26 protein-coding genes are annotated in these 26133 nt (G+C 61.2%); 17 read left to right on the forward strand and 9 right to left on the reverse strand.

The genetic code is table 11. The features are described from left to right. Positions 1-145 precede the first annotated feature (145 nt). Together P9875_RS06485 and P9875_RS06490 are read right to left on the reverse strand one after the other, a co-directional pair. Positions 146-433, reverse strand: a complete 288-nt coding sequence (locus tag P9875_RS06485; RefSeq protein WP_099400755.1) for a protealysin inhibitor emfourin — start codon at positions 431-433, stop codon at positions 146-148. An 87-nt stretch (positions 434-520) separates the two neighbouring features. Then, on the reverse strand, positions 521-1915 hold the full coding sequence (locus P9875_RS06490) for a hypothetical protein (protein ID WP_035825108.1): 1395 nt from the start codon (positions 1913-1915) through the stop codon (positions 521-523). A 200-nt stretch (positions 1916-2115) separates the two neighbouring features. On the opposite strand from P9875_RS06490, the gene P9875_RS06495 reads away from it, so the two are divergent. From P9875_RS06495 to proX, 4 genes are all read left to right on the forward strand, one after another. After that, positions 2116-2400, forward strand: a complete 285-nt coding sequence (locus P9875_RS06495) for a polyhydroxyalkanoic acid system family protein (protein ID WP_099400757.1) — start codon at positions 2116-2118, stop codon at positions 2398-2400. Positions 2401-2972: 572 nt separating this feature from the next. Further along, positions 2973-4205, forward strand: coding sequence for a glycine betaine/L-proline ABC transporter ATP-binding protein ProV (gene proV / locus P9875_RS06500; protein ID WP_035828675.1), 1233 nt, complete (start codon positions 2973-2975; stop codon positions 4203-4205). Then, on the forward strand, positions 4202-5308 hold the full coding sequence (proW, locus tag P9875_RS06505) for a glycine betaine/L-proline ABC transporter permease ProW (protein WP_278317881.1): 1107 nt from the start codon (positions 4202-4204) through the stop codon (positions 5306-5308). The genes proV and proW overlap by 4 nt, the downstream gene beginning before the upstream one ends. A gap of 9 nt (positions 5309-5317) precedes the next feature. Continuing rightward, entirely contained in the window at positions 5318-6376 is a 1059-nt protein-coding gene (proX, locus tag P9875_RS06510) for a glycine betaine/L-proline ABC transporter substrate-binding protein ProX (protein ID WP_278317882.1), read from the forward strand. A gap of 91 nt (positions 6377-6467) precedes the next feature. Here proX and P9875_RS06515 read toward each other — a convergent pair whose 3' ends face one another. The 3 genes from P9875_RS06515 to P9875_RS06525 form a co-directional block, all read right to left on the reverse strand. After that, complete coding sequence (locus tag P9875_RS06515) at positions 6468-6938, reverse strand: GNAT family N-acetyltransferase (protein WP_278317883.1); 471 nt, start codon at positions 6936-6938, stop codon at positions 6468-6470. 47 nt (positions 6939-6985) lie between these two features. After that, complete coding sequence (locus P9875_RS06520; RefSeq protein WP_034760268.1) at positions 6986-7240, reverse strand: acyl-CoA-binding protein; 255 nt, start codon at positions 7238-7240, stop codon at positions 6986-6988. A 200-nt stretch (positions 7241-7440) separates the two neighbouring features. Beyond that, a complete protein-coding gene (locus P9875_RS06525) occupies positions 7441-7797 on the reverse strand; it encodes an FKBP-type peptidyl-prolyl cis-trans isomerase (protein WP_034760263.1) in 357 nt (118 codons plus the stop codon). A 197-nt stretch (positions 7798-7994) separates the two neighbouring features. Between P9875_RS06525 and P9875_RS06530 the strand changes: the two genes are divergently transcribed. The 7 genes from P9875_RS06530 (at position 7995) to P9875_RS06560 (ending at position 16444) form a co-directional block, all read left to right on the forward strand. Next, the gene (locus tag P9875_RS06530; RefSeq protein WP_034760259.1) at positions 7995-8966 is read left to right on the forward strand and encodes a beta-propeller fold lactonase family protein; all 972 of its coding nucleotides are present in this window, start codon (positions 7995-7997) and stop codon (positions 8964-8966) included. A gap of 11 nt (positions 8967-8977) precedes the next feature. Then, positions 8978-9829, forward strand: a complete 852-nt coding sequence (locus P9875_RS06535; protein WP_423221820.1) for a polysaccharide deacetylase family protein — start codon at positions 8978-8980, stop codon at positions 9827-9829. Further along, positions 9826-10866: a sterol desaturase family protein gene (locus P9875_RS06540; protein WP_423221821.1), complete on the forward strand. Its 1041-nt coding sequence runs from the start codon at positions 9826-9828 to the stop codon at positions 10864-10866. Before P9875_RS06535 ends, P9875_RS06540 begins: the two co-directional genes overlap by 4 nt. Continuing rightward, positions 10866-11693, forward strand: a complete 828-nt coding sequence (locus tag P9875_RS06545; RefSeq protein ID WP_099400760.1) for an EI24 domain-containing protein — start codon at positions 10866-10868, stop codon at positions 11691-11693. Before P9875_RS06540 ends, P9875_RS06545 begins: the two co-directional genes overlap by 1 nt. Positions 11694-11724: 31 nt before the next feature. Further along, positions 11725-12510, forward strand: a complete 786-nt coding sequence (locus P9875_RS06550) for a competence/damage-inducible protein A (protein ID WP_278317884.1) — start codon at positions 11725-11727, stop codon at positions 12508-12510. A 364-nt stretch (positions 12511-12874) separates the two neighbouring features. Then, positions 12875-16003 carry a transglycosylase domain-containing protein gene (locus P9875_RS06555; protein ID WP_278317885.1) on the forward strand — a complete coding sequence of 1043 codons (3129 nt, stop codon included), beginning with the start codon at positions 12875-12877 and terminating at the stop codon, positions 16001-16003. A 60-nt stretch (positions 16004-16063) separates the two neighbouring features. Next, positions 16064-16444 carry a hypothetical protein gene (locus P9875_RS06560; RefSeq protein ID WP_099400763.1) on the forward strand — a complete coding sequence of 127 codons (381 nt, stop codon included), beginning with the start codon at positions 16064-16066 and terminating at the stop codon, positions 16442-16444. On the opposite strand, the gene P9875_RS06565 is transcribed toward P9875_RS06560, so the two are convergent. Further along, positions 16441-17046, reverse strand: a complete 606-nt coding sequence (locus tag P9875_RS06565; RefSeq protein ID WP_278317886.1) for a glutathione S-transferase family protein — start codon at positions 17044-17046, stop codon at positions 16441-16443. The two genes, P9875_RS06560 and P9875_RS06565, sit on opposite strands and share 4 nt — an antisense overlap. 131 nt (positions 17047-17177) lie before the next feature. Here P9875_RS06565 and P9875_RS06570 point away from each other — a divergent pair, with 131 nt between their 5' ends. Next, complete coding sequence (locus P9875_RS06570) at positions 17178-18530, forward strand: TAXI family TRAP transporter solute-binding subunit (protein WP_278317887.1); 1353 nt, start codon at positions 17178-17180, stop codon at positions 18528-18530. A 139-nt stretch (positions 18531-18669) separates the two neighbouring features. On the opposite strand, the gene P9875_RS06575 is transcribed toward P9875_RS06570, so the two are convergent. The 3 genes from P9875_RS06575 to P9875_RS06585 all read right to left on the reverse strand — a co-directional run bounded on the left by P9875_RS06575 (position 18670) and on the right by P9875_RS06585 (position 19919). After that, complete coding sequence (locus P9875_RS06575; protein WP_099400765.1) at positions 18670-18954, reverse strand: XRE family transcriptional regulator; 285 nt, start codon at positions 18952-18954, stop codon at positions 18670-18672. After that, positions 18951-19301 carry a type II toxin-antitoxin system RelE/ParE family toxin gene (locus P9875_RS06580; RefSeq protein ID WP_176388880.1) on the reverse strand — a complete coding sequence of 117 codons (351 nt, stop codon included), beginning with the start codon at positions 19299-19301 and terminating at the stop codon, positions 18951-18953. Before P9875_RS06580 ends, P9875_RS06575 begins: the two co-directional genes overlap by 4 nt. 156 nt (positions 19302-19457) lie before the next feature. After that, positions 19458-19919, reverse strand: a complete 462-nt coding sequence (locus tag P9875_RS06585; RefSeq protein ID WP_070303347.1) for a rhodanese-like domain-containing protein — start codon at positions 19917-19919, stop codon at positions 19458-19460. A 385-nt stretch (positions 19920-20304) separates the two neighbouring features. Between P9875_RS06585 and glnA the strand changes: the two genes are divergently transcribed. The 5 genes from glnA to corA all read left to right on the forward strand — a co-directional run bounded on the left by glnA (position 20305) and on the right by corA (position 26129). Next, positions 20305-21720 carry a type I glutamate--ammonia ligase gene (glnA, locus tag P9875_RS06590; RefSeq protein WP_029496182.1) on the forward strand — a complete coding sequence of 472 codons (1416 nt, stop codon included), beginning with the start codon at positions 20305-20307 and terminating at the stop codon, positions 21718-21720. A 181-nt stretch (positions 21721-21901) separates the two neighbouring features. Next, entirely contained in the window at positions 21902-22384 is a 483-nt protein-coding gene (locus P9875_RS06595) for a DUF4124 domain-containing protein (RefSeq protein ID WP_099401069.1), read from the forward strand. Between the two features lie 5 nt (positions 22385-22389). Further along, the gene (gene glnL, locus P9875_RS06600; protein ID WP_278317888.1) at positions 22390-23478 is read left to right on the forward strand and encodes a nitrogen regulation protein NR(II); all 1089 of its coding nucleotides are present in this window, start codon (positions 22390-22392) and stop codon (positions 23476-23478) included. A gap of 48 nt (positions 23479-23526) precedes the next feature. Beyond that, positions 23527-25017, forward strand: a complete 1491-nt coding sequence (gene ntrC / locus P9875_RS06605) for a nitrogen regulation protein NR(I) (RefSeq protein ID WP_035825145.1) — start codon at positions 23527-23529, stop codon at positions 25015-25017. 146 nt (positions 25018-25163) lie between these two features. Further along, positions 25164-26129, forward strand: a complete 966-nt coding sequence (corA, locus tag P9875_RS06610; protein WP_034760218.1) for a magnesium/cobalt transporter CorA — start codon at positions 25164-25166, stop codon at positions 26127-26129. The last annotated feature ends 4 nt before the right edge of the window (positions 26130-26133 follow it).

Here is a 26133-nt window from a genome sequence, read left to right on the forward strand (position 1 = left end):
AAAGCGACAGTCGCCCGCCGGTGCGGGGTGCAGGGCGGGCGACGCAAGGGCTTGCCGTGTGGTGTTTTTGTTTTACTCAAATCAAGATCAGTAAAAATAAGTGCCAGGCATGTGCCAAACATGTGCCAAACAAGTGCCGGAACAATCAGGCGCTGGCGCGTATTTGCGTCAGTAACTGTTGCCAACGTGCATTTTCAGCACTGCCATCCTCGGCAAAGGTGATGGTGCGGCGCGCGGCAGGGGCGTCGACGGTGATCTGCCATTGAGGGATATCGGCGCCCACCTGTTCGCCCGTGGCTTGCGGGTGCGTGAAAAAGCCGCTGCTGGCCAGTGCCGCTTCCAGCCCGGGGCCGGCCGGGTGGGCCTGCGTATCGATCTCGTACTGTTCGCTCAGGCCGGCAAAGCCGCCGCTGCTGCGGGCTGAAATTTTCATGCTGCTCCTTCTTGAGGATGGTGGTGGGGACGTGATGCGGCATGTCATCGCCTGTGGCTGAATGCTGGCTGGTGGGCGCGTACGGCGTTATCGGGGGGCGTAACTGCGGCACCAGGCCGCCAGCGCTTCGCGTTCCGCTTCCAGCAATTGATCGGACTCGCTGTATTCCGCATGGTTCATGGTACCGCAGCAGGCCCGCCTGTCTTGCACGGCACCTTCGTCATCGACGATGCCTGCGGCAAAGTTCATCTGTCCATCCCCCGTCATGGCGTTCTTGAGCACTTCGCGCACGGTAAAGCTGTTGCGGATGAAATCCAGGTAGGTAGTGTAGCCATCGGCCTGCGCCAGGGTCAGCATGTGGCCAGCCACGTCGGCGTACGTGGCTGCGTGATCGGGGGACGCCACCAGGGCGCGCAAGACCAGGCTGCGCAGGTAGTCGCCGCAACGGTGCAGCACGGCCGCGTCGTCTTCCAGCTGGGGCTGGCGTTCGTGGGCAAAGATGTCGGCCAGGATGTCGTAGATGGCGCCCGTAAACACTTGCGAGATGGCGTGCACTTCCGTGCCTGCTTCCGACAATTTGATGTCATTGTCTGCATTGCGCAAACCGTTAGGCCGGCCCAGCGCCAGGCCGAACTGCTCCGCCAGGTCGGCCAGGAAGGTTTTATCGTGGAGGTCGGATTTGGTTTGCGCGATCACGGCTTCGACCTGGTCCAGCTGCGACAGGGCCAGGAAGATGGCCGTCAGGTCGCCGAACGATTCATGCAAGCCGCCCGTCTGCGGTGGATTATTGTTGAGCAGCCAATTCGGCTTGAGGCCATCGAGGATGGCGTGTCCTGTTTCATGCGAAACGATGTCGAGCGAACGGCAGGTGTAGACGCGCTCGGTGGCTCCGCTGGGGATGAAGTCGCCGAACTTGAGGGCGTTGTCGCTGCGGCTGTAATAGGCATTCATGACGTTGGGCAAGCCGTGCGGGAACACGCGCAGCGGTTCCGTATTGTTGGCGTTGTTCCATTGCCAGGGCAGGGGCGGCGCCGTGTCGTTGCTGGCCATCGCGCGCTGGTACATGGTGAGCGTCATGCGCACGATGGCAAACGTGTGCACGGCGTCGAACTGGTCGGTGTTGGGCGAGACGATGAAGTCGCCAAAGGCGTTCGGGCTGACCCGGGCGATGCCCGGCTCGCCGAACGTGATGCGCGCATCGCGCGGGCCTTGCAGGGTCAGGCCGGGCAGGAAGGTCTTGCGCGTGCCCAGTTCGCTCACGGACGGGTCTTGCTTCCAGATCAGCACGCGCGAACCGACAGGCACGGCGGCCAGGTCGCGGGCCGTTGCCTCGGTCAGGCGCGGCCGACCCGGCTGCAGGGTCAGTTGCGCATTCTTGCGGTGCTGGCGGTAGGGCGCCGAGGGGGTGGGGACATAGCCGACGGGCAAGGACACGCATTTGGTCAGCACGGCTTCGACCGGCACGATGACTTTCTGGTCCATGGTAGCTCTCCAAGACACTTGCAACTGGAATGGAGATAGTCGGCCTGCTTCGCTGGTTTCGGTTTGATGTGGCGCAAGCGCCGCACAGGAAAGCGCGGTTTTTTCCATGTGCCGGCATTCCCCATGGCTGCGGCTGCCGCGTGGCGGCTGGTATGATGCTGGCCGTATGGCACCCGTTTTTATAATAAAAGGATCGTTTGATGGCGGATATAAATATAGTTCAGCAACATAAGCTGACAGCAGAAAAGGCGCGCGAAGCGGCGCAGCAAGTGGCCGACAAGCTGGCCCAGGAATATGACCTGGCGTGCGCCTGGGATGGCGACGTGCTGCGTTTCGAGCGCAGTGGCGTCGATGGGTCGCTGACCCTGGAAAAAGAGCAGGCGCAACTGCAAATCAAGCTGGGCTTCATGCTCAGCGCCTTCGCTTCCACGATTGAAGGCAAGATCGCCGAGAAGATGCGCAAGGTGTTTACCGAGACAGTTTGAGTCGCTTGTCTGGCGCCATGTTTGGTGCTAGGGAACGTGTCGCAGTGATGGGCGAAAAGACGATGAAAACACGTCGCTTTTCGCCTTTTTCACGTCTGACTGTACGCTGGCGAACATTGCTAGCACATTTCTATTTGGAAAGCCATTGGACTTTGGTGGCTTTTTGCGTTATACTTGAGTCATATTTACAACAGCTACACCGCGTTTCACCTTCTGCTTCGCAGTACTCCCCACTCGCTGAGTGGTGAATAATTCTTCGGGTTTTACACCCGCATCCAGTTAAAAAGTAGCTTGGTCGATTTTTTCGGTCAAATACATTTGGTGCCATGTATTTGCATGGCGCTAGCGTTGTTAAAAGTCCTGAACCACAGCCTCTTTTAGCACGCACACGGCACCCCGGCACCGGCTTTGGCCATCCGCTGGTCACACGCGTGTCACCCCCTGTTACCTGTCGCTCCCGTGCGCTTTTTGCGCCGTGGCGTAGCCGACGCAACAGGGTTTGTTGATTCCCGCCGCAAGCTAGCAGCTTGCTGGGTTTCATTCCATTCGTCAAATCGAGGGAGAACCACATCGTGGCAAAACAAATCATTATCGACCATGTGTTCAAAGTGTTCGGCGACAAGCCAGAAGAAGCACTTGAACTCGTTCATCAGGGCGCCAGCAAGCAGGACATCCTGGCCAAGACTGACTGCACCATCGGCGTTTTCGACGCCACCTTTACCATTGAAGCGGGCGAGATATTCGTCATCATGGGCCTGTCCGGTTCGGGCAAGTCGACCCTGGTGCGCATGCTGAACCGTTTGATCGAGCCGACCGCCGGCCGCATCCTGATCGACGGCAACGACATCAATACCTTGCCGGACGCCCAGTTGCGCGCCCTGCGCCGCAAGGACATCAGCATGGTGTTCCAGTCGTTCGCGCTGCTGCCGCAAATTACCGTGCTCGACAACACTGCCTTCGGCATGGAACTGGCGGGCATGCCCAAGGCCGAGCGCCATGCGCTGGCCCAGCAAGCGTTGGAGCAGGTAGGCCTGGATGGCTACGGCGCCAGCTATCCCGACGAATTGTCGGGCGGCATGCAGCAGCGCGTGGGCCTGGCCCGTGCGCTGGCTTGCGATCCATCGATTTTGCTGATGGATGAAGCGTTTTCCGCGCTCGATCCAATTATCCGTACGGAAATGCAATCGGAACTGCTGCGCTTGCAGCAAATCAAGCGCCGCACCATCGTCTTCATTTCGCATGATCTCGACGAAGCCATGCGCATCGGCGACCGCGTCGCCATCATGAAAGACGGCCACGTGGTGCAAGTGGGCACGCCGGAAGAAATTCTGCGCAAACCAGCCAACGATTACGTGCGCAACTTCGTGCGCGGCGTCGATGCGGCGGCCGTGTTCAAGGCCAGCGATATTGCCCGCAAGAGCCAGATCGTCGTGTCGGAATCGCCGAGCCGCGGTTCGCGCGCCGCGCTGTCGATGCTGGAAGAGCAGGATCGCGCGTTTGCCTACGTCGTCAATCCGCAGCGCAAGTTCCTTGGCGTCGTGTCGGCCGATTCGCTGCGCAGCGCGCTCGACGGCCATGTTGGTCCGCTGGGCCTGGCGCATGCCTACCTGCCCGACGTGCAGACCATCAACGCAGATGAGCCAGTCGCCGGCCTGTTCGGCCAGGTGGCGCAACTGCCTTACGCCGTCCCTGTGGTGGCCGATGACGGCAGCTTCCGCGGCGCCATCAGCAAGACAACCTTGCTGAAGTTCCTTGACCGCGACACGCCAGCCATAGCCGAACAACAACAGAAAGGACAAGCATGAACCCCAGCACCGTTTCCACAGTAGAAGCTGTTGTTGAACAGCCAGCCGCGCAAATCAATCCCTGGGCGCTGACGCCGCCGACCGACGCCAGCACTGCCTGGCTGGACGCCGCCGCGCCTGCCGTGCAGCCGGAACATGCGACCGGCTTTCACCTGACGCAGATTTTCGACGGCTCGCTGCCGCTGGAAAGCTGGATCAACCAGGGCCTGGGCTGGGTTGTCGCCCATTTCCGCCCTTTCTTCCAGGCAGTGCGCGCGCCGATCGACAGCGTGCTGTCCGGCGTGGAAGGCGTGCTGCTGGCGGCCCCGTCGCTGACGGTGATCGCCATCATCGGCTTGCTGGCGTGGCAATTTACCAGCCGCACGCTGGCCGTCGGCACCGTGCTGGCGCTGCTGGTCGTGTCGATGCTGGGCATCTGGCCCGAAGCCATGACGACCTTGTCGCTGGTATTGACGTCGCTGGCGTTCTGTCTGGCCATCGGCTTGCCGCTGGGTATTTTCCTTGCCAGCAGCGACCGCGCGCAGAATATCCTGCGCCCCCTGCTCGACGCCATGCAGACGACGCCTGCCTTCGTCTATCTGGTGCCGGTGGTGATGCTGTTTGGTATCGGTAATGCCCCAGGCGTGATCGTGACGATCATCTTTGCCCTGCCGCCGCTGGTGCGCTTGACCAACCTCGGTATCCGCCAGGTGCGTCCCGACCTGATCGAAGCGGCACGCGCCTATGGCGCCTCGCCGTGGCAGTTGCTGACCCGAGTGCAGTTTCCGCTGGCCATGCCATCGATCATGGCCGGTATCAACCAGTCGCTGATGCTGTCGCTGTCGATGGTCGTGATCGCCTCGATGATCGCCGTCGGTGGCCTGGGCCAAATGGTATTGCGCGGTATCGGCCGCCTGGACATGGGCCTGGCAACCGTCGGTGGCCTGGGCATCGTGCTGCTGGCCATCACCCTGGACCGCTTGACGCAAGCGATGGGCCAGCCACGCCGTGGCGTGCGCCACTGGTACCAGACGGGTCCTGCGGGTTTCGTGCTGCGCCTGGTGCGCGGCAATGCACAGAAAAATAATGTTGAACAGCAAGCTACGCTGGCCAACGCACAATAAAGGAAGCACATGCATCAAATTGACAATTTTAAAGTGACGCAAAAATCGCAACGCAAGTTCCAGCTGTTTTCCGCCCTGGCGATTGCCGCCATGGCCCTGACCACCAGTCTGGCCATGGCGCAGACGCCGGCCGTGGCCGCCGATGTGCTGCCCGGCAAGGGTGTCAAGGTGCAGCCGCTGCAAAGCTCGATCGCGGAAGAAACCTTCCAGACCATGCTGGTCGACAAGGCGCTGGAAAAGCTCGGTTATGAAGTGCAGCCGATCAAGGAAGTGGAATACCCGACGGCGCATATCGCCATCGCCAACGGCGACGCCACCTTCATGGCCGTGCACTGGGACCCGATGCACAAGGATTTTTATAACAATGCGGGCGGCGACGCCAAGCTGTTGCGCACGGGCCAGTATGCCGGTCCTGCCGCGCAAGGTTATCTGATCGATAAGGCAACGGCGGAAAAGTACAACATCACGAATATCGACCAGCTGCGCGACCCGACCCTGGCCAAGCTGTTCGACCATGACGGCGATGGCAAGGCCGACTTGACGGGCTGCAACCCGGGCTGGGGCTGCGAAGCGCTGATCGAGAATCACATGGATGCGTATAAATTGCGCGAGACGGTGACGCACGTGCAGGGCAGCTATGCGGCCCTGATCGCCGATACCCTAGGCCGCTACAAGCGTGGCGAACCGATCCTGTACTACACGTGGACGCCGTACTGGGTCAGTGGCGTGCTGGTGCCGGGCAAGGACGTGATCTGGCTGAAAGTGCCATTCTCGGCCAATCCGGACAAGGTGAATACCCGCCTCGACGATGGCAGCGATTACGGTTTTGCCGTCAACACGGCACGCATCGTGTCGAACAAGGCCTGGGCCGAGAAAAACCCGGCCGCGGCCAAGCTGTTCGAAGTGATGCAGCTGCCCGTGGCGGACATCAATGCGCAGAATGAGCGCATGCGCCGCGGCGAAAACACGCAGGCCGATATCGCCCGCCATACGGCCGGCTGGATCAAGTTCCACCAGCAAAAGTTTGACGGCTGGATCGCGCAGGCGCTGGCGGCAGCCAAGAAGTAAGTGTTAACGCCGTTTCAACATGAAAAAGTGGCTACCATTTTGGTAGCCACTTTTGCGTTAACAGCCTGTTTTTGTGGTTTTTGGTGAGTTTTTAGCCGTTTTCGGCCAGTTTCAGGTGCAAAATGGGGAAAGGCTTGCCGAACGGGTCAAGCGGCGAGCGGTTTTCCACGGTAAAGCCCAGGTGGCGGTAAAAGCCATGCGCCTGCGTGTTGTGTTCGTTGACGTCGACGGCCGTGGCTTGCAGCTTGACGATGGCGTACTGGACCAGATTGCGGCCGGCACCGCTGCCGCGCCGGTCCGGATGCACGAACAGCATTTCGATCCTGGCGTGCTCGACGCACAGGAAGGCGTAAGCGACGCCGTCATCGGCGCGCAGCACATGCAGCAGGCGTTCGGCCGTCACTCTGGCCAGCTCTTCGCGTACGAAGGGCATCAGGAAGGCGATATCGCTATCGGCGAGGAAATCGTGGGTGGCGCGTACGGACAGGTGCCAGACGTCGAACAAACGGGGCAGGTCGGCGGCATGCGCCAGCGAAACCTGGGAAATCAGTGATGGTGTCATGCAGAAATTATACTGCCCCGACAGGCGCCGGGGCAGGGGAGGGACGATCAGTCCTTCAAGTCTTCGATCAGGTCGATGTATTGCTGTTGCGCATCTTCCTTCGAGGTGCCGGCCAGGGCCGCCCAGGCGTCGAACTTGGCGCGGTTGACGAAGTCGGTCATGCCAGGACGCTCGCCCGTGGCGTCGCCGCTCGACGCTTGCTTGAACAAGGCGTAGATTTTCAACAAGGTCATATTGTCCGGACGCTCGGACAGGGTCTTGGAATCGAGCTGCGCTTGTTCGAATTGCTCTTGTAAACTCATGATGGCTCCTGTGTGCTGATGGAATCGCTGGAAAAGTGCGGCAGGCCCGGCGGAGTGGCCACCGTGCGTGCTGCAGTGCCTGACATCATAGTGAAAAAAGCGCGCCGTGCATTAGAGGACACCCTCAAAACAAAAAACGCCGCCGCTGCGTGAACAGGGGCGGCGCCGGTACAGTCGCTTCAGCGCTGCGGAGTCGGTTCTTATACGCCCAGCAGTTCGACGTCGAAAATCAGGGTGGCGTTCGGTGGAATCACGCCGCCGGCGCCGCGTGCGCCATAGCCCAGTGCCGCAGGGATGATCAGCTGGCGCTTGCCGCCCACTTTCATGCCTTGCACGCCTTCGTCCCAACCCTGGATGACGCGGCCTGCGCCCAGCGGGAATTCGAATGGATCGTTGCGGTCCTTGCTCGAGTCAAATTTCGAGCCGGCGCTGCCGTCGTCGTTCTGCAGCCAGCCCGTGTAATGCACGACAACATTGTTGCCGGCTTGCGCTTCAGCGCCTTCGCCAACGACGGTATCGATGTATTGCAGGCCGGAAGCGGTAGTGGTGGTGGTCATGATAATCCTTGTGTAGGCGATGAAAGCTTCAGATTGTAGAGCAATGAGTTGCAAAGCGCCATTCCAGGCCCGACACAGGGAAAAAACGGAAATTATGGCGATGTGTGGCTGCCGGCAGCATTTAAGGGGGGATTTCGCACAATAAATACAGTGTTCCACGTAAAATGCATGTTTTGTATTTAACAGTGATTTCTTCCATGTTCCGCAGTCTACGCCGCCTTGTTTTTTCCTCGCTGTGCCTGGTTTCCGCAATATCGACGGCGCAAGCCGAAGTGGTGGTGGTGCTCAATTCCCGTGATGCCACGGTGCAACTGCTGGACCAGAAAACCTATGCTCCCCTGTCGACCTTTGCCGTCGGCAAGGAACCGCATCATCTGATGGAAACGCCGGACGGCAAGTCGCTGATCGTCGCCAGTTCCGTCGGCAACGAGCTGATTTTCCTCGACCCCGTCTCGGGCCAGATCCAGCGCCGCATCAGCAACATCCTCGACCCGTACCAGATCGGTTTTTCGCCGGACCAGAAATGGTTCATTTCGAATTCGCTGCGCCTGGACCGCATCGACCTGTACCGCTACGACGGCAAGAACCTGACCCTGGCCAAGCGCATCCCGCTGCCGAAACTGCCTAGCCACATGGCGTTCACGGCCGACAGCACCATGGCCTTCATTACGCAGCAGGGCAGCAACCAGGTCAGCGCCATCGATCTGGCCACGCAAACCGTCAAATGGACGATGCCTGTCGGCCCGGCGCCGGCCGGCATCACGATGACGCCCGATGGCAAGCATTTGCTGGTCGGCATCATGGGCAGCGATTACGTGGAAGTGATCGACTGGCGCACGCAAAAGACCGTCAAGCGCATCAAGGCGGGCGCCGGCACGCACAATTTCCGCGCGCTGGGCGACAACCGCATGACGTTCGTCTCGAACCGCGTGTCGAACACCATCAACATCATCGACCAGCAAACCCTGGAAAATGTGGGCACCATCAATGTGCCGGGCGGCCCCGATTGCATGGAAATCACCCCGGACGGCAAGACCATGTGGGTGACCCTGCGCTGGATCAAGAAAGTAGCCGTGATCGATCTGACCACGCGCAAGGTCATCAAGACCATACCGGTGGGCCGCTCGCCCCATGGCGTGTATTTCGCCACCCACTCGCCGCGCATGTGATGGCGGGTGTGATGATGAAACGCCTCACTTTCGCGGGCTGCGTGCCCGCCATGCTGCTGTGCGCCAGCGCCATGCTGTCGCCCGCGCATGCCGCCGCACCGGTGCCGGCAGCCCAAGCCGCACAGGCTCCAGCCGCATCTTCGGCCCCGGCCGCTTGCAAGGGCACGATCTACATGACCTTCGACACGGGCAGCCAGTCGCAAGCGCAGCTGATCGCCGACGTGCTCAATCAGCGCCATGTGAAGGCAACTTTCTTCCTGGCCAATGAAAAGACCACGCGCGGCGACTATTCGCTCGATGCCTCGTGGGCGCCGTACTGGAAAGCCAGGGTCGCCGAAGGCCATGCATTCGGCACGCATACGTTTGACCACGTGTACTGGAAGAAGGATCTGGCCAACGGCTTGATCCAGGTCAAGCCGCAGTTCGGCAAGGATGGCGGCAAGCTCGCTTCCTTCACCGACAAGCAGTTCTGCGAGGAATTGCGCCGCGTCGATACGCGCTTCCAGGAGTTGACCGGGCATAAGCTTGACCCGTTCTGGCGCGCGCCGGGCGGCTACACGTCGCCGCGCACCCAGGCGGCCGGCAGCGCCTGCGGCTACCAGCATGCGGGCTGGGCGCCGGCGGGGTATTCGGGCGATGAACTGCCCAGCGATAAATATCCGAACGCCATGCTGCTGAAAAAAGCCCTGGCGAACTTGCGCAGCGGCGACATTTTCATTGCGCACATGGGCATCTGGTCGCGCAAGGATGCGTGGGCGCCGGCCAACCTCGACGCCCTGATTGGCGGATTGCAAGACAAGGGGTTCTGCTTTGCCACCCTGCGCGAGCATCCTGCCTACGCGCAAAAGAAGGGCCAGCCATGATCGCCGCCGATATCCTCGGCTACGTCACGCCCGTGATCGACACGGTGGTCGACGCTTTTGGCGTGGCGCAAGGCTGGCTGTTCCAGACCATCGTCAATCCGCTCGTGTATCACCTGGGCTTTGGCGAATTCACGGAAGAAGCGTTCGAGGGAACGGAATGGCTGCTGATCGGCCTGTGCGAACTGGTGCTGCTGTTTCTCGTGCTGCGTCCGCTCGAAGCCCTGATTCCCGCGCAAAAGATCACCGACCCGCGCGCCCGCTGGAACGATTTTTTGTACACCGTGCTGCACCGCATCGGCCTGTTTTCCGTCGTGGTCTTCTTTACGCTCGATCCGCTGATGGATGCCTTGGCGGGCGCCTTGCGTTTCGACAATATTCATCCCTTGAACCTGGAATCGCTGTTGCCCGGCATCAGTCCCTTGCTCAGTTTTATCATTTATTTTGTGATACTGGACTTCGTCGACTATTGCTACCATCGGGCCTCGCACCATTTCGGCTGGTGGTGGGGCTTGCACAGCCTGCATCACAGCCAGCAAAACATGAACTTGTGGAGCGATGACCGCAACCACTTGCTCGACGATTTTTTACGCGACGTGGTGATGGCCCTGGTGGCGCTCGGTATCGGCGTGCCGCCGGGCCAGTATGTGCTGCTGGTGTCGATTTCGCGCATTCTGCAAAGCTTGCAGCATGCGAATGTGAGGATACACTTCGGCCGCATCGGCGAGCGGCTCTTGATCTCGCCCCGTTTCCACCGCACGCACCATGCGATCGGCGTGGGGCACGAGTCGAAGGGAAAGGGCAGCATGGGTGGTTGCAACTTCGGCGTGGTCTTGCCAATTTGGGATATGCTGCTGGGCACCGCGAATTTCTCGTCGGGCTATGCGCGCACGGGCGTGCGCGACCAGCTGGCCCGCATCGACAGCAATGGCGTGGGCCGCCCCGGACGCGAGTATGGCCGCGGCTTCTGGCAGCAGCAATGGCTGGGCCTGCGCCGCATGGTGGAATTTGCAAGAGTTAAACGAAAAGGACGCCGTTGATGCGTAATGTGTTGAATTCGTATGGCCGTGCTTTCCTGTCGCAATTGCATGGCAGGATATTGCTGCTGAGCGTGGCGCCCTTCATCCTCTCACTGGTGCTCTGGGGCGGATTGCTGTATGTGGGCTTGCAGCCGCTGATCGACAGCCTGCATGCGCTGTTCACGCAGTACGATTTCTTCCGCACCAGCGGCCAGGTGTTGTCCACCTTTGGCCTGGGCGTGCTGAAAGCCGTGATCGTGCCGCTGATCGCCATGTTCATGCTGCTGCCGCTGATGATCCTGACGGCGCTGATCTTCATGGGCCTGTTCGCCATGCCGGCCATCGGCCGCCATATTGGCGGACGGCACTTTCCGCAACTGGACAAGAAGCATGGCGGCAGCCTGCTCGGCAGCGTCGCCACTTCGCTGGCGACATTCCTGCTGTTTATCCTGGTCTGGGTGCTGATGCTGCCCCTGTACGCGTTTCCGCCGGCCGCACTGGCGGGGCAGGCCGTGCTGTGGGGCTGGCTGACGTACCGCGTGATGGCGTACGACGCCATGGCCGACTACGCCAGCGCGGAAGAGCGCCACGCCATCATGCGCGAGCAGCGCTGGCCCCTGCTGGCCATCGGCATGGTGTCCGGCGCGGCCGGCGCCGTGCCGGGCATGCTGTGGATGGGCGGCGTGATGTCGGTGGTGTTTTTCCCCTTCCTGGCGGCGTTTGCCATCTGGCTGTATGTGCTGATCTTTATCTTTACGGGTTTGTGGTTCCAGTATTACTGCCTGGAAGCACTGTCGCGTTTGCGGGGCGTACGCGGCATGACCGACGTGGCGCCGGCCGACGCCTGACCATTATTATCGAATTCTACGAGGGAGCTTCATGGCTATCGGATTGATCATCATCGGCGACGAAATCCTGTCGGGCAAGCGCACGGACCAGCATTTCCCGAAAGTAGTACAAATGCTCAAGCAACGCGGATTGCAGCTGAGCTGGGCGGAATACGTGGGCGACGAGCCGGCCCGCCTGGTTGCCTTGCTCAAGCGCAGCTTTGCCAGCGGCGACATCGTCTTCAGCTTTGGCGGCATCGGCGCCACGCCGGACGACCATACGCGCCAGGCGGCGGCCGATGCGCTGGGCTTGCCATTGGTGCTGCATCCGCAGGGCAAGGTCAATATCCAGCAGCGCATCACGGAAATGGGAGCAGAGGCGGGCGTGCCGGCCGATTTGAACTCGCCGGAAAACCTGCACCGCCTGAAAATGGCGGAATTTGTCGATGGCGCCGAGCTGATTCCGAATCCGTACAACAAGATTGCCGGCTTTGCCGTGCGCGAGCATTACTTCGTGCCGGGCTTTCCCGTCATGTCCTGGCCCATGATCGAATGGGTGCTCGACACGCATTACCCGCACCTGTTCAACCAGGTGCCGCACGCGGAACATGCCTTGCTCGTGTATGAAACGGCCGAATCCCTGCTGACGCCGCTGATGGTGCGCCTGGAAGCGGAGTTTCCGCTGATTAAGGTATTCAGCCTGCCCAGCGTGGGCGATGCGCAGACGCGCCGGCATATCGAACTGGGCGTCAAGGGCGAGCCCGCGCAAGCGACGGCCGCCTTCGCGCAGATGTGCGCCGCGCTCGATACCTTGCAGGCCGAATACACCACCATCTGAGCTGCAGCCAGCCCGGCGCCGGCGGCTTTTTCGCTGGCGTCCAGCCCGCTTTGCATCTATGTACGCAAGCGTACATTCCAAGACGTTGTTTTTTTGCGAAAATCTTCAATGAAGCAAGATTTTTGTGTGCGCTCGTCAGTCGTTTTCATGCCGATGTGGTGGAATGGTGAACAGGGGCCTTGCGTGTCGAACGCGGGGTCGCCTGCCTGTGCAGTAACGTGTTTTTTTGATTCACCGGTATGGACATCATGTTAAGCAAGCTTTGTTGTGACCGGCCCTGGCTGGCCCTCGTCTTATCCCGCGCGGAGCGGTATCGCTACCGCATTTCCCGCGCCGTCCAAACCCAACTTTATCCCAGCATCCCATGAAAGACACAGGCGTCAATCTGGCCGCGCAAGAGCGGCCCCCTTCTGATCCACTTTCCGACACGGGCGCCGAGGCGCCGCCGCCGGCGAGTCCGCCGAAGAAGCGCCGTTCGCGCATCTGGCCCATCTTTGCCATCATCGCGCTGGCGCTGATCGCCGGCGTGGCATGGTTCGTCATGCGCGAAGTGCGCACCTCGGCCCTGCAGGCGGAGTTTTTCACGCGCCTGGACCGCCAGCTGGCGTTCAAGGTCGAGCCCGGCCCCGCACCGGCGGGCGCCATCCGCTATCCGCAGCACGGCCCGTATGACGAGCGGCTCGGCTATGCCAGCTTGCCTGACTTCATCACCAAGCTCAACGCGCGCGACTATGCCGTGACGGCGCAGGCGCGCATGTCGCCGAAGATGGTGCAACTGGTCGACCGGGGCATTTTTGCCACGTATCACGAGAAAAACCGCGCAGGACTGACCATCCTCGATTGCCGCGCCGCACCGCTGTTCGCGGCCAGTTATCCCGAGCGCATGTTCGACGGCTTTGCCGAAGCGCCGCCCGCGCTCGTGCAAAGCCTGCTGTTCATCGAAAACCGCGAATTGCTGGACCCGGGCACGCCCGAGCGCAATCCCGCCGTGGAGTGGGACCGCCTGAGCAAGGCTGTCCTCGACAAGGCGCTGAACCTGTTCGGCGGCCACCGCGGTGGCGGCGGCAGCACCCTGGCCACGCAGATTGAAAAATATCGCCATTCGGAAGACGGACGCACCAGTTCCATGCAGGACAAGCTGATGCAGATGATTTCGGCCAGTCTGCGCTCCTACCAGGATGGCGAAAACACCATGGAAGCGCGGCGCAAGATCGTCGTCAACTACCTCAACACCGTGCCGCTGTCGGCCAAGAGCGGTTTTGGCGAAGTCAACGGCATTGGCGACGGCATGTGGGTCTGGTATGGCCGTCCATTTGCTGAAGTGAAAACTTTGCTCAAGGGTAATATGGACCAGCCGGGCAGTGCGCTGGCCTACAAGCAGGCGCTGAGCCTGCTGATCGCGCAGCGCCGTCCTTCGCATTACCTGGTGGCCGGCGGTGCTGACCTGGAAGAACTGACCAACAGCCATCTGCGCCTGCTGGCGCAAGCGGGCGTGATCTCGCCGCAGCTGCGCAACGCGGCCATCGCCGAGAAGCTGCGCCCGTCGACGGCCTCTGGCGTGCAATCGGAGGCATCGACCTCGTTCGTCACGCGCAAGGCCTCGAATGCCGTGCGCAACCACCTGGCCAGCATGCTCGGCGATCCGCGCTTGTACAACCTTGACCGCCTCGACCTGAAAGTGGTTAGCACGCTCGATGCGCAGGCGCAAAACGCCGTCACCAAGGTCTTGCGCGAATTGCGCGACCCGGAAGTGGCGAAAGCGGCCGGCTTGACGGGCAAAGGCATGCTGGGCAATGGCGACCCGGCCAATGTCGTCTACAGCTTTACCTTGCTGCAAAAGGGCGACCAGGCCAACTTGCTGCGCGTGCAGACCGATAACTACGACCAGCCGCTCGACATCAACGAAGGCGCCAAGCTGGACTTGGGTTCCACGGCCAAGCTGCGCACCCTGGTGACGTATATGGACATCATCGACCAGTTGCACCAGCGCTACAGCGGCATGGGTGCTAGCGAGCTTGGCAAGATCGCCGTCGATCCGAAGGACATGCTGTCGCAGTGGGCGATTGCCTATCTGAAACCATTGGCCATCGGCGAGGCGCGCAACCTGCCGGCCATGCTGGCGGCCGCCATGGAACGCAAATACTCGGGCAACCCGGGCGAAGGCTTCTTCACGGGCGGCGGCTTGCACCACTTCGGCAACTTCTCCAAGCTTGACGACAGCCGCATCATGACGGTGCAGCAGGCGCTGCGCCAGTCGACTAACCTGGTGTTCGTACGCCTGATGCGCGACGTGGCCCGCTACTACATGTTCTCGCGTCCCGATTCCTCGGCCTCGCTGCTGGCGGACGCCGATGATCCGCGCCGCGCCCAGTACCTGAGCCGTTTTGCCGACAAGGAGGGGCGCGAATTCCTGCACCGCTTCTACCAGAAGTACCGCGGCAAGAGCGTCGACGAGCAGGAAAAAATCCTGCTGGCCAGCATCCGCCCGACCCCCGTGCGCCTGGCCAATATCTTCCGCACCGTCAATCCGAAGGGGACCGTCGCGGAATTTGGCGATTTCCTCAACGCCAACCTGACGTCGCAAAACGAAGTGCCGCCCGAGCGCGTGGCCAGGATGTACCAGCAGTACGCGATGGAAAACTGGTCGCTGGCCGACCGCGGTTATCTGGCCAACGTGCATCCGCTGGAACTGTGGATGGTGGCGTATCTGCGCCAGCACGAAGGCTCCACCCTGTCGCAGATGGTGGCGGCCAGCGAGAAGGAACGCCAGGAAGTCTATAAATGGTTGTTCAATACGCACCGCAAGCATGCGCAGGACCGCCGCATCGCCAACTTGCTGGAAGTGGAAGGTTTCCTGGAAATCCACCGCCAGTGGAAGAAGATGGGCTATCCCTTCGACTCGCTCGTGCCGTCGTATGCGACGACCCTGGGCGCCTCGGCCGACCGTCCTGCCGCGCTGGCCGAGTTGATGGGCATCATCATCAACGATGGCGTGCGCAAGCCGAGCGTGCGCATCGATTCCATGCATTTCGCCGCCAACACGCCGTATGACACCATGGTCAAGCGGGGCACGAAGGTGGAAGCGGAGCAAGTCCTGTCGCCGGACGTGGCGAAAGCGGTGGCCAAGGCCATCCGCGAAGTGGTGTCGGACGGCACGGCGAAACGGGCGAAGACGGCGTTTGTCGGCGCCGACGGCGTGCCTATCCCGATGGGCGGCAAGACGGGCACGGGCGACCAGCGTTTCGACGTGTATGGCGCCGGTGGCCGCCTGATCGAGTCGCGCTATGTGAACCGTTCGGCCACGTTCGTCTTCAATATCGGCGAGCGCTTCTATGGCAGCATGACGGCGTATGTGCGGGGGCCGGAATCGAAAAACTACGATTTCACCAGCGCCTTGCCCGTGCAACTGCTGGTGTCGCTGGCGCCGAGTTTGATGCCGCTGATCGAGGCGCCCGCGCCGGCCGAAGGCGTGGCCAAGCAGTGCACTAACTAAAAATATCTAGCCTGTGTGAACGCCGGCCCGCAAGGCCGGCGTTTTTTTTGAGGAGTGCAATTGGACAGGACGCAGCAGATTTTTCAGCAATACCACCGCTTTGACGATGGCGCGCTCGTGTCCATCGAGCAGCAGTATCAGCCCGGCGGCGTGCAGGCCGTGCGCATCGTCTTGTACGCAAGAAATCATGGGCTGGAAGGCAATGTTTGGCGCCAGGTCGCCGTCACCGTGGGCGACGTGCGCGAATTGATGATGAAGACGCCGGGCAACTTCATCAACCGCATCTGCTGCGGCGTGAAGCTGCTGCGTTACGGCGATGTCTGGTGCGTGGATATCGACGGCACCTACATGCACGATGAGCCGGCGACCCTGGATGAGGTGCGCCGCGATGGCGATTGCTACGTCATCGGCGGCACGGTCGAGGCAATCGAACTCGATTAACCGGCAAACACGGCCGTTTTATCTTCCAGGCGCGCGTGATACGCGGCGATGGCCGGGTAGTCGGGGCGTTGCATCGGCGCCATCAGCCAGCGCTTGACGGACAGGCCCAGCACGATATCGGCCAGGGTGAACGTTTCGCCGCAGACGAAGGCGCCCGTGCGCTGCAGCTGCTGTTCCAGCACGCCCATCATCTTGTTCCATCCGGAAATACCGGCCACCAGCTGGGCCGCATCCTGGTGCGCCGGGCTGTGGCGCACCAGCGACATGAAGGCGTAGCGCCAGTTGTTGTTCAGGTCACCCATCTGCCAATCCATCCATTTTTCCACTTCCGCGCGGGCGCGGGGCATGCTTGGCAGCAAGTCGTCGCGTCCCGCCTGGGCGCACAGGTAGCGGCATATCGTGTTCGACTCCCACAGCACCAGGTCGCCGTCGAGCAGCACGGGCACCATGGCGTTCGGGTTCAAGGTCAGGAAGGCCGGGTCGTCCGTGGCGCGAAAGCCGCTGCCCCAGTCTTCGCGTTCGTAGGGCAGGTCGAGTTCCTCGCACGTCCACAGGACTTTGCGGACATTGATCGAGGCGGCTTTTCCAAGAATTTTCAGCATGCGGGGCTCCGGAGGACAAATGGTTGATCTTGCACTGTAGCGGATTTGGCCACGCCGCGCATGTGAAAGTGCCTTGCATAGTTGAGGTTTTCTTGGCATCGTAGCCACCCATGAAACCTATGCGCCACCACATGTCCAAAATCCTCGCGTTCAGCCGCTTTTCCGTGCGCGATTTTCTCGCCACCGCCGGTCCCACCTTGCTGCTGGTCGGCGCGTTTTGCGCGCTCGCTTACTGGCTGGTCGACCCGGCGCCGCCACGCCAGGTGAGCCTGTCGACGGGGCAGGACAATAGCGCGTACGAAGAATTCGGCAAGAAATATGCGGCTACCCTGGCCAAACACGGCATCAAGGTGACCTTGCAACCGTCGCTGGGTTCGCAGGAAAACCTGCAGCGCCTGAACGCGGGCAAGACCGATATTGCTTTCGTGCAAAGCGGCTCGACGGAACACGACGATGCCGAGCGCCATGGCCTCATTTCCCTGGGCAGCCTGTTTACGGAACCCGTCTGGCTCTTCATGCGCGAAGACAAGGCCGTGACGGAACTGACGCAACTGAAGGGCCTGAAGATCAACCTGGGGCCGGAGGGCACGGGCGTGCCCGGCCTGTTCCGGCAGTTGCTGTCTGTGAATGGCGTCGAAGCGAAGGAATTGACGGTGAGCGACTTGCAAAACACGCCCGCCACGGTGGAGCTGCTGGAGGGGCGCATCGACGGTCTCGTGTTCAGCTCGGCACCGGAAGCGCCGCTGATCCAGATGCTGCTGCAAACGCCGGGCATCAAGCTGTTTGATTTTTCGCAAGCGGAAGCCTACACGCGGCGTTTGCCTTTCCTCACGCATGTTGTCTTGCCACGCGGCATCGTCGACCTGGGGCAGAATATTCCCGCGCAGGATTATCATTTGATCGCGCCGACGGCCACCCTGGTGGCGCGCGAAGACTTGCATCCGGCCCTGGTCGACCTGTTCGTGCAGGCGGCGGCCGGCATCCATGGCGGCACGGGCTGGTTCCAGCAGCAGGGGCAGTTCCCGTCCGCGCGCTACACGGAAATTCCCGTGGCGCCGGAAGCGCTGAAATTCTACAAGGATGGCGCGCCCGTGCTGCAGCGCTACATGAGTTTCTGGCTGGCCAATTTCTTTGATCGCATGTGGGTGCTGGTGGTGGCCTTGGGCGCGCTGATTTTACCGCTGTCGCGCGTGGTGCCGCCCTTGTACGTGTGGCGCATCCGCTCACGCGTGTACCGCTGGTATGGCCAGTTGCGCACGGTCGAGCAGGCGCTGGAAGACGTGCCGCCAGAGCAGCGTGCGCAAGTGTATGCGGCGCAATTGAAACGGCTGGACCAGATCGAGGAGATGGTCAACCAGATCTCGATTCCCCTGTCGTTTGCCGATGGTTTGTATGGCTTGCGCAGCCACATCAATTTCGTGCGCAAGCGCATCCTGTCCCTGATGGGCGAGCATCCTGCCGCCGAGGCGGGCGAGCCGGCCTGAGCAATTCACTCGCTTAACAACGCCTAATAAAAACCGTAGCGAGCGGAAGGAAGTTGTGGTTGAGAAGCGCAACTGTACGAAGGTACAGTGAGCATCGCAGACCGCAAATTACGACGCGTAGTAGGTTTTGATAGGCGTACTAAACGAGGGTGATCGACAGCTTGCGTCCCACCAGCGCGGCGGCCCGCTCCAGGGTCGACAGGGTGACGTCGCTGCTGGGGTCGAGCAGGCGGTCGAGTTGCGAGCGGCTCGTCTGCAGCAGGGCCGCCATGCGCGTCTTCGACATCGATTGTTCCTGCATCGCCTGCGTCAATTGCCAGGCGATCACTTCCTTGATGGCGCGGTTTTGCGTTTGTTCGAAGATGCCTTCTTCCTTGAGGAAGTCGTCGAGACTGCTGCCGAGGTGGGGTGAGGTGGCGTTCATGTCAGTTCCTTGTAGCGTTTTCGGGCCAGCGCCAGGTCGTCATCGGGCGTGGCACGGGTTTTCTTGATAAAGCCGTGCAGCGCCACCAGGCAGTCGCCGTGATGGCAGATCAGCACGCGCGCGATGCGGTTGCCGGGCAGGCTGCTGCGTACTTCCGACAATCCTTGCCCCAAATGGCGGCACAAGGGCATGCCGACGGGCCAGCGCCATTGCGCATGCATCAAGTCCTGCCCGATCATATGGCGCTCTTCAACTGGCAAGGACTTGAGCCAGTCGCGCACGGGTTCGCCGCCATTGCCGTTCGCATAGAACAGCAGGGTAATCTGCCGCAAGCCGGAAGCATCCATGACGCACCTCTACGTTGTACTATATAAGGTACACGTTCGCAAGAAGAATTTGCGCCGCAGTTGAAAAAATCGGGCGCGCATGGATGGTTGTAGCCGATGGCGGGCCGCAAGGTGGCCCGCCAGATCAAACACTGTTCAGATAGTCAGTTGGCAGCGTCAGGCGCCCAGCCACGGCAACCCCGCCTTGCACCAGCCGCCGATCTGCTTGCGGTGGCCGTCGGCGTCCTTGTCGCCCTCGAAGCCTTCGAGGATGTCGAAGCAGTGCAGGTAGCCGTGCTCGGTCGCCAGCTTGGCGGCGTGGCGCGAACGCACGCCGGAGCGGCACAGGAACAGCAGCACCTCGTCCTTGCCGGCCTGGGCGGCCAGCTGCGCGAGGAAATCGGGATTCGGCACGCCACCGGGATAGGTGGCCCACTGCACCGCACCATGCTGGGTATCGGCGATGTCGACCCGGCCCACCCAGTCGCGCTCGGCATTCGTGCGCACATCGATGAGCTTGACGGCGGGATCGCCCTGCAGCAGGTCATACGCTTCCTGCGGCGTGACGGCGCCGGCATACGGCGTACCTTCATTGGCCCGGCTGCGGGCGGTGGTCAGGATGTCGGCGGCGGTGGTCATGGCGTCCTCGATGAAAGTGGGCAGGTGTGGACGATTATAGTGCGCCGTCCGCGCCTCGCAAACGGAAAACCATGGTGCATCGCGTATGCACCACAACGAGGCATTTTTCAAGAATCGGCACAAAATGCACGATAATGGTGCGTTATTCGTTTTTTGCACTTGCTTAGTGCATTCTTGATTTGACGCAAACGCAGCAGGAAAATCGCGGGCAGGAAAACTTTCACTGGCAAGGCCGGGTTTTGACCTGGGCCGCCACATCCCATCAGAAGCTGGCATGGAATCTGCTATGATCCTTATGAGTTTTGGTGGCACGCAATGTTTGCTTCGCTTCATCAGCCCAGACGCACTAAGGTCGGCTCACCCCACATTCATTTAGGAGATACGCATGGCAATGACAGCCGCAGAAGTCTTGAAGATGGTAGAAGAAAACGAAGTCAAATTCGTTGATTTCCGCTTTGCTGATACCCGTGGTAAAGAGCAGCACGTGACGGTTCCCGTGTCGCACTTCGACATGGACAAATTCGAGTCGGGCCACGCCTTTGACGGTTCTTCGATCGCTGGCTGGAAAGGCATTGAAGCGTCCGACATGATCTTGCTGCCGGATCCAAACACGGCCAATATCGACCCGTTCATGGAAGAAACGACCCTGTTCATGCAGTGCGACGTGATCGAACCGTCGGACGGCAAGGGCTACGACCGCGACCCGCGCTCGATCGCGAAACGCGCCGAAGCCTATCTGAAATCGTCGGGCATGGGCGACACCGCCTACTTCGGCCCTGAGCCAGAATTCTTCATCTTCGACAGCGTGCGCTGGAAGATCGACATGTCGGGCTGCTTCGTCAAGATCGGTTCGGACGAAGGTTCGTGGTCGACCGGCAAGGACATCGAAGGCGGCAACAGCGGCCACCGTCCTACCGTCAAGGGCGGCTACTTCCCCGTGCCACCAGTGGACAGCTTCCAGGACATGCGTTCGGAAATGTGCCTGATTCTCGAGTCCTTGGGCATCCCGGTTGAGGTACATCATCACGAAGTGGCCGGCGCCGGCCAGAATGAAATCGGCACCAAGTTCTCGACCCTGGTCGAGCGCGCCGACTGGACGCAAAACCTGAAATACGTGGTGTGGAACGTGGCGCACAGCTATGGCAAGACCGCCACCTTCATGCCGAAACCTATCGTTGGCGACAACGGTTCGGGCATGCACGTGCATCAATCCGTATGGAAAGATGGCAAAAACCTGTTCGCTGGCGACGGCTATGCCGGCCTGTCCGATTTCGCCCTGTACTACATCGGCGGCATCATCAAGCACGCCAAGGCACTGAACGCGATCACCAACCCGGGCACCAACTCGTACAAGCGTCTGGTACCAGGCTACGAAGCACCAGTGAAACTGGCGTACTCGGCGAAAAACCGTTCCGCCTCGATCCGTATCCCGCACGTGGCCAATCCAAAAGGCCGCCGCGTCGAAGCGCGCTTCCCGGATCCACTGGCGAACCCGTACCTGTGCTTCGCCGCACTGCTGATGGCTGGCCTGGACGGCGTTGCCAACAAGATCCATCCGGGCGAAGCCGCCTCGAAAGATCTGTACCATCTGCCGCCAGAAGAAGACGCACTGATCCCGACCGTATGCGCTTCGCTGGAAGAAGCTCTGGATGCACTGGACAAGGACCGCGAGTTCCTGACCCGTGGCGGCGTGTTCAGCGATTCGATGATCGACGCTTACCTGGAACTGAAAATGCAGGACGTACAGCGCATGCGCATGACCACGCATCCTGCCGAGTTCGACATGTACTACTCGCTGTAATGGCGCCACGCCGGCAATGTGCCGGTAGTGAATAAAAAACGCGGGTGAGGCGATGGTCTCGCCCGCGTTTTTTTATGCAGTACCAATGCGGCGCCAGTACGGTGTTGTATAGTCGGCCAAGGATTGATACGGCACGAGCCGACAGGAGTGAAGATTGACCAAGCATTACAGAATGGCGCTGATGGCAGGATTGCTGGGCGCGGCGGCACAGGCGCACGGGCAGCTGTATGTCTGCGCCGATGCGCAAGGACACAAGACGTACACGGACAAGCGGGCTGGCGCGCATTGCCAGCTGCTCGATTTGCCGGGCGCCATGACGGAGCCGCCACGCAGGACGGCGCCGCTGGCCGGCGCGCCGGCCCGGCCCGCCACGCAGGCGGCGGCCACGGCTGCGCCTGCCGCTGGCGCGTTTCCCAAGGTCGATGGCGCCGAACAGCGCGCGCGCGACCTGGACCGGCGCCAGATCCTGCAGGACGAATTGCGCAGCGAAGAGCAGAAGCTGGCGGCGCAGCGGCTGGAATTCAATGCCGGCCAGCCCGAGCGCCAGGGCAATGAGCGTAACTATGCGAAATACCAGGAAAGAGTGGCGCAGTTGAAGGACAACATTGGCCGGACACAGCAGAACGTCGAGGCCCTGAAACGCGAGATCGCGAATATTCGGTAAAGCACATGACACTAGACAACCATTCCAGCCGTCCCGCCCACCTGGCCGGCCTTGATTTGCTGGCCTCGGCCGTGATCCTGCTCGATGGCGATGGCCGCATCAGCTATGCCAACGCGGCGGCGGAAAACTTGCTGGAAAGCTCATTGAAGGCCTTGTCGCGGCAAAAGCTGACGGCGCTGTTCTTGAATCCCGAGGAGCTGGCCGGCATTTGCGCGCAGGCGCTCGAACATAAATTTTCCGACTTGCGCCAGGATCTGAGCCTGGAGCGCCTGGGGCGCGAGCCGCTGCGCGTGCACAGCATCGTCAGCGCGCTCGACGCGCCGCGCGACGGCGTGCTGATCGAGCTGCGCGAAAACGTGCAGCAATTAAAACTCGACCGTGAGGAGCGCATCCTCGACCAGAGCCAGGTCAACAAGGAGCTGATCCGCAACCTGGCGCATGAAATCAAGAACCCGCTGGGCGGCATCCGCGGCGCGGCGCAGCTGCTGGAGCTGGAATTGCCGGCCCTGCACCTGAGCGAGCTGCGCGAATACACGCAAGTGATCATTAAGGAAGCGGACCGCCTGCAAACCCTGGTCGACCGCCTGCTGGCGCCGCACCGCCGCCCGCATATCGTCGGCGACGTGAATATCCACGAAGTGTGTGAAAGGGTCCGCAGCCTGATCCTGGCCGAGTTTCCCAGCGGCCTGACCATTTCGCGCGATTACGACGCGTCGATTCCCGAGTTTCGCGGCGACAAGGAGCAATTGATACAGACCGTGCTCAACATCGCGCATAACGCGGCGCAGGCACTGGCCGAACGCATCGAAGCGGGCGATGCCGAGCTCATTTTCAAGACGCGCGTGGCGCGCCAGGTGACCCTGGCCAAGGTCCGTTACGGCCTGGCATTAGACTTGCATATCATTGACAATGGACCGGGCATCGCACCCCAGATCTGCGACCGGATTTTCTACCCGCTGGTGTCGGGCAGGGAAGGCGGCAGTGGGTTGGGACTGACCTTGGCGCAAACCTTCGTGCAACAGCACCTGGGCGTGATCGAGTGCGAAAGCCGGCCTGGATACACCGATTTCAGGATCGTTCTACCCTTGCCATAAGCGAGGCGGTATCCCACCCATGAAATCCATTGCGGGACGCACACACTAATGAAGCCAATCTGGATAGTTGACGACGACGAATCAATCCGCTGGGTGCTGGAAAAAGCCCTGGCGCGGGAAAATCTCGCCACCAAGAGTTTTGCCAATGCGCGCGACGCCATCGCCGCGCTGGAATTTGACACGCCGCAAGTGCTCGTGTCCGATATCCGCATGCCGGGCGCGTCCGGCCTGGAATTGCTGCAGACGGTCAAGTCGCGCTTTCCCGGCTTGCCAGTCATCATCATCACGGCCTTTTCCGACCTCGATTCGGCCGTCGCAGCCTTCCAGGGCGGCGCCTTCGAATACCTGGCCAAGCCGTTTGACATCGACAAGGCTGTCGAGCTGATCCGCCGCGCGCTGGAAGAAAGCCTGCGCGAGACCAGCGTTGAGTCGGGCCCGTCGGAAACGCCGGAAATCCTCGGCCAGGCGCCGGCCATGCAGGAAGTGTTTCGCGCCATCGGCCGCCTGTCGCAATCGAATGTCACCGTGCTCATCACGGGCGAATCCGGTTCCGGCAAGGAACTCGTGGCGCGCGCGCTGCACAAGCACAGCCCGCGCGCGGCGCAGCCCTTCATTGCCCTGAACACGGCGGCCATCCCCAAGGATTTGCTGGAATCGGAACTGTTCGGCCATGAACGCGGTGCCTTTACGGGCGCGCAGACGACGCGCCGCGGCCGCTTCGAGCAAGCCGAGAACGGCACCTTGTTCCTCGATGAAATCGGCGACATGCCGTTCGACCTGCAGACGCGCTTGCTGCGCGTATTGTCCGACGGCCATTTCTATCGCGTCGGCGGGCATCAGCCCATGAAGGCGAACGTGCGCGTCATTACGGCCACGCACCAGAACCTCGAGCAGCGCGTGCGTGACGGCCTGTTCCGCGAAGACTTGTATCACCGCCTGAACGTGATCCGGCTGCGCCTGCCCAGTTTGCGGGAGCGGCGCGAGGATATCCCCATTCTGGTGCGCCACTTCCTGGTGCAAAGCGCGCGTCAGCTGGGCGTGGAAGCCAAGCGCATGAGCGAGCCGACGATGCAGTTCTTGAGCAGCCTCGACTTGCCCGGCAATGTGCGTCAGCTGGAAAACCTGTGCAACTGGATCACCGTCATGGCGCCAGGCCAGACGGTGGAAATCAAGGACTTGCCGTTGGAACTGACGCAGGGGCAGGGCGATGGCGCCGCCACGGTGGCGGCGAGCGAAGCTGTGCCGGCGGCCGTTGCCCATGCGCAGGGCGGCCAGGTCTTTGAAGCGGCCGCGCCTGCCAATGGCGCGCCGCCGGGCTGGATTGGTTTACTGGAATTGCAGGCGGCCGGCATGCTGGGCGCAGGGCAGCAGGAAGTCATGGCCGTGCTGGGGCGGCAATTCGAGTCGGCCCTGATCAAGACGGCGCTCAAGCATACGCACGGGCGCAAGAATGACGCCGCCGTGCGCCTGGGCATCGGCCGCAACACCATCACCCGCAAGATATCCGAACTGGGCATCGACGGCGCCAAGGACGACTGATTGCCGTCCGGACGGGGTTTATGCCCCGTCCGCTTCCCCTTGCGGCGTTTCTCGCACGCCACAACACCCACAACAATGACAGGCGATAAGGTAAGCTGGCGCCTGCCGGACTGTTTCGTCCGGTCTTAACTTTATTGTGGAACTGTATGCTGATTAACTGCGTGGCCTACCAGGATGGCAAAAAACTGGCCGACTTGCCGATCGACGACATCAGCGATTACGTCGAGCGCCCCGATTGTTTCGTCTGGGTCGCCCTGCTCGACGCCACGCCGGACGAACTGAAACAGATGCAGCACGAGTTTTGCCTGCACGAACTGGCGGTCGAGGACGCACAGCGGGGCCACCAGCGCCCGAAGATCGAGGAATATGGCGATTCCCTGTTTGCCGTCGTGAAAACCGTGGAAATGGTCGAGAACGAACTGGTGCTGGGCGAAGTCGACATTTTTGTCGGCGCCAACTACGTGCTCTCGTCGCGCAGCAACAGCTCGCAAGGTTTCCTTGGTGTCCGCGCGCGCGCCGAGCGCGAACCGCACTTGCTGCGCCAGGGTTCGGCCTTCGTGCTGTACGCGCTGATGGACGCCGTCGTCGACCGTTACTTTCCCGTGCTCGACGCGCTGGAATCGGAGCTGGAACTGATCGAGGACCGCATCTTCGACCGTGGCACCGAGCGCGACAATATTGAACGGCTGTATCAGTTGAAACGCAAGGTCATGGTCTTGCGCCATGTGGTCGCGCCCCTGATGGAAGCGGTGGGCAAGCTGCACGGCGGCCGCGTGCCGCCGCTGTGCCACGATACCCAGGAGTATTTCCGCGACGTGCACGACCACTTGGCGCGCATCAACGGCACGCTCGACACCATCCGCGACACGATCAGCACGGCCATCCAGGTGAATCTGTCGATGGTGGCCATCGACGAGAGTGAAGTGAACAAGCAGTTGGCAGCCTGGGCGGCCATCTTTGCCGTGTTCACGGCGTTTGCCGGCATCTGGGGCATGAACTTCAAGTTCATGCCGGAGCTGGACTGGCATTATGGCTATCCGGCCGCCGTGGCAGTGATGAGCTGTGTCTGCGGTTATATGTATTACTTGTTCAAGCGTTCCGGCTGGCTGTAAAAAA

The organism is Janthinobacterium rivuli (assembly GCF_029690045.1).
In the GTDB taxonomy this organism is placed as follows: Bacteria; Pseudomonadota; Gammaproteobacteria; order Burkholderiales; family Burkholderiaceae_D; genus Janthinobacterium; species Janthinobacterium rivuli.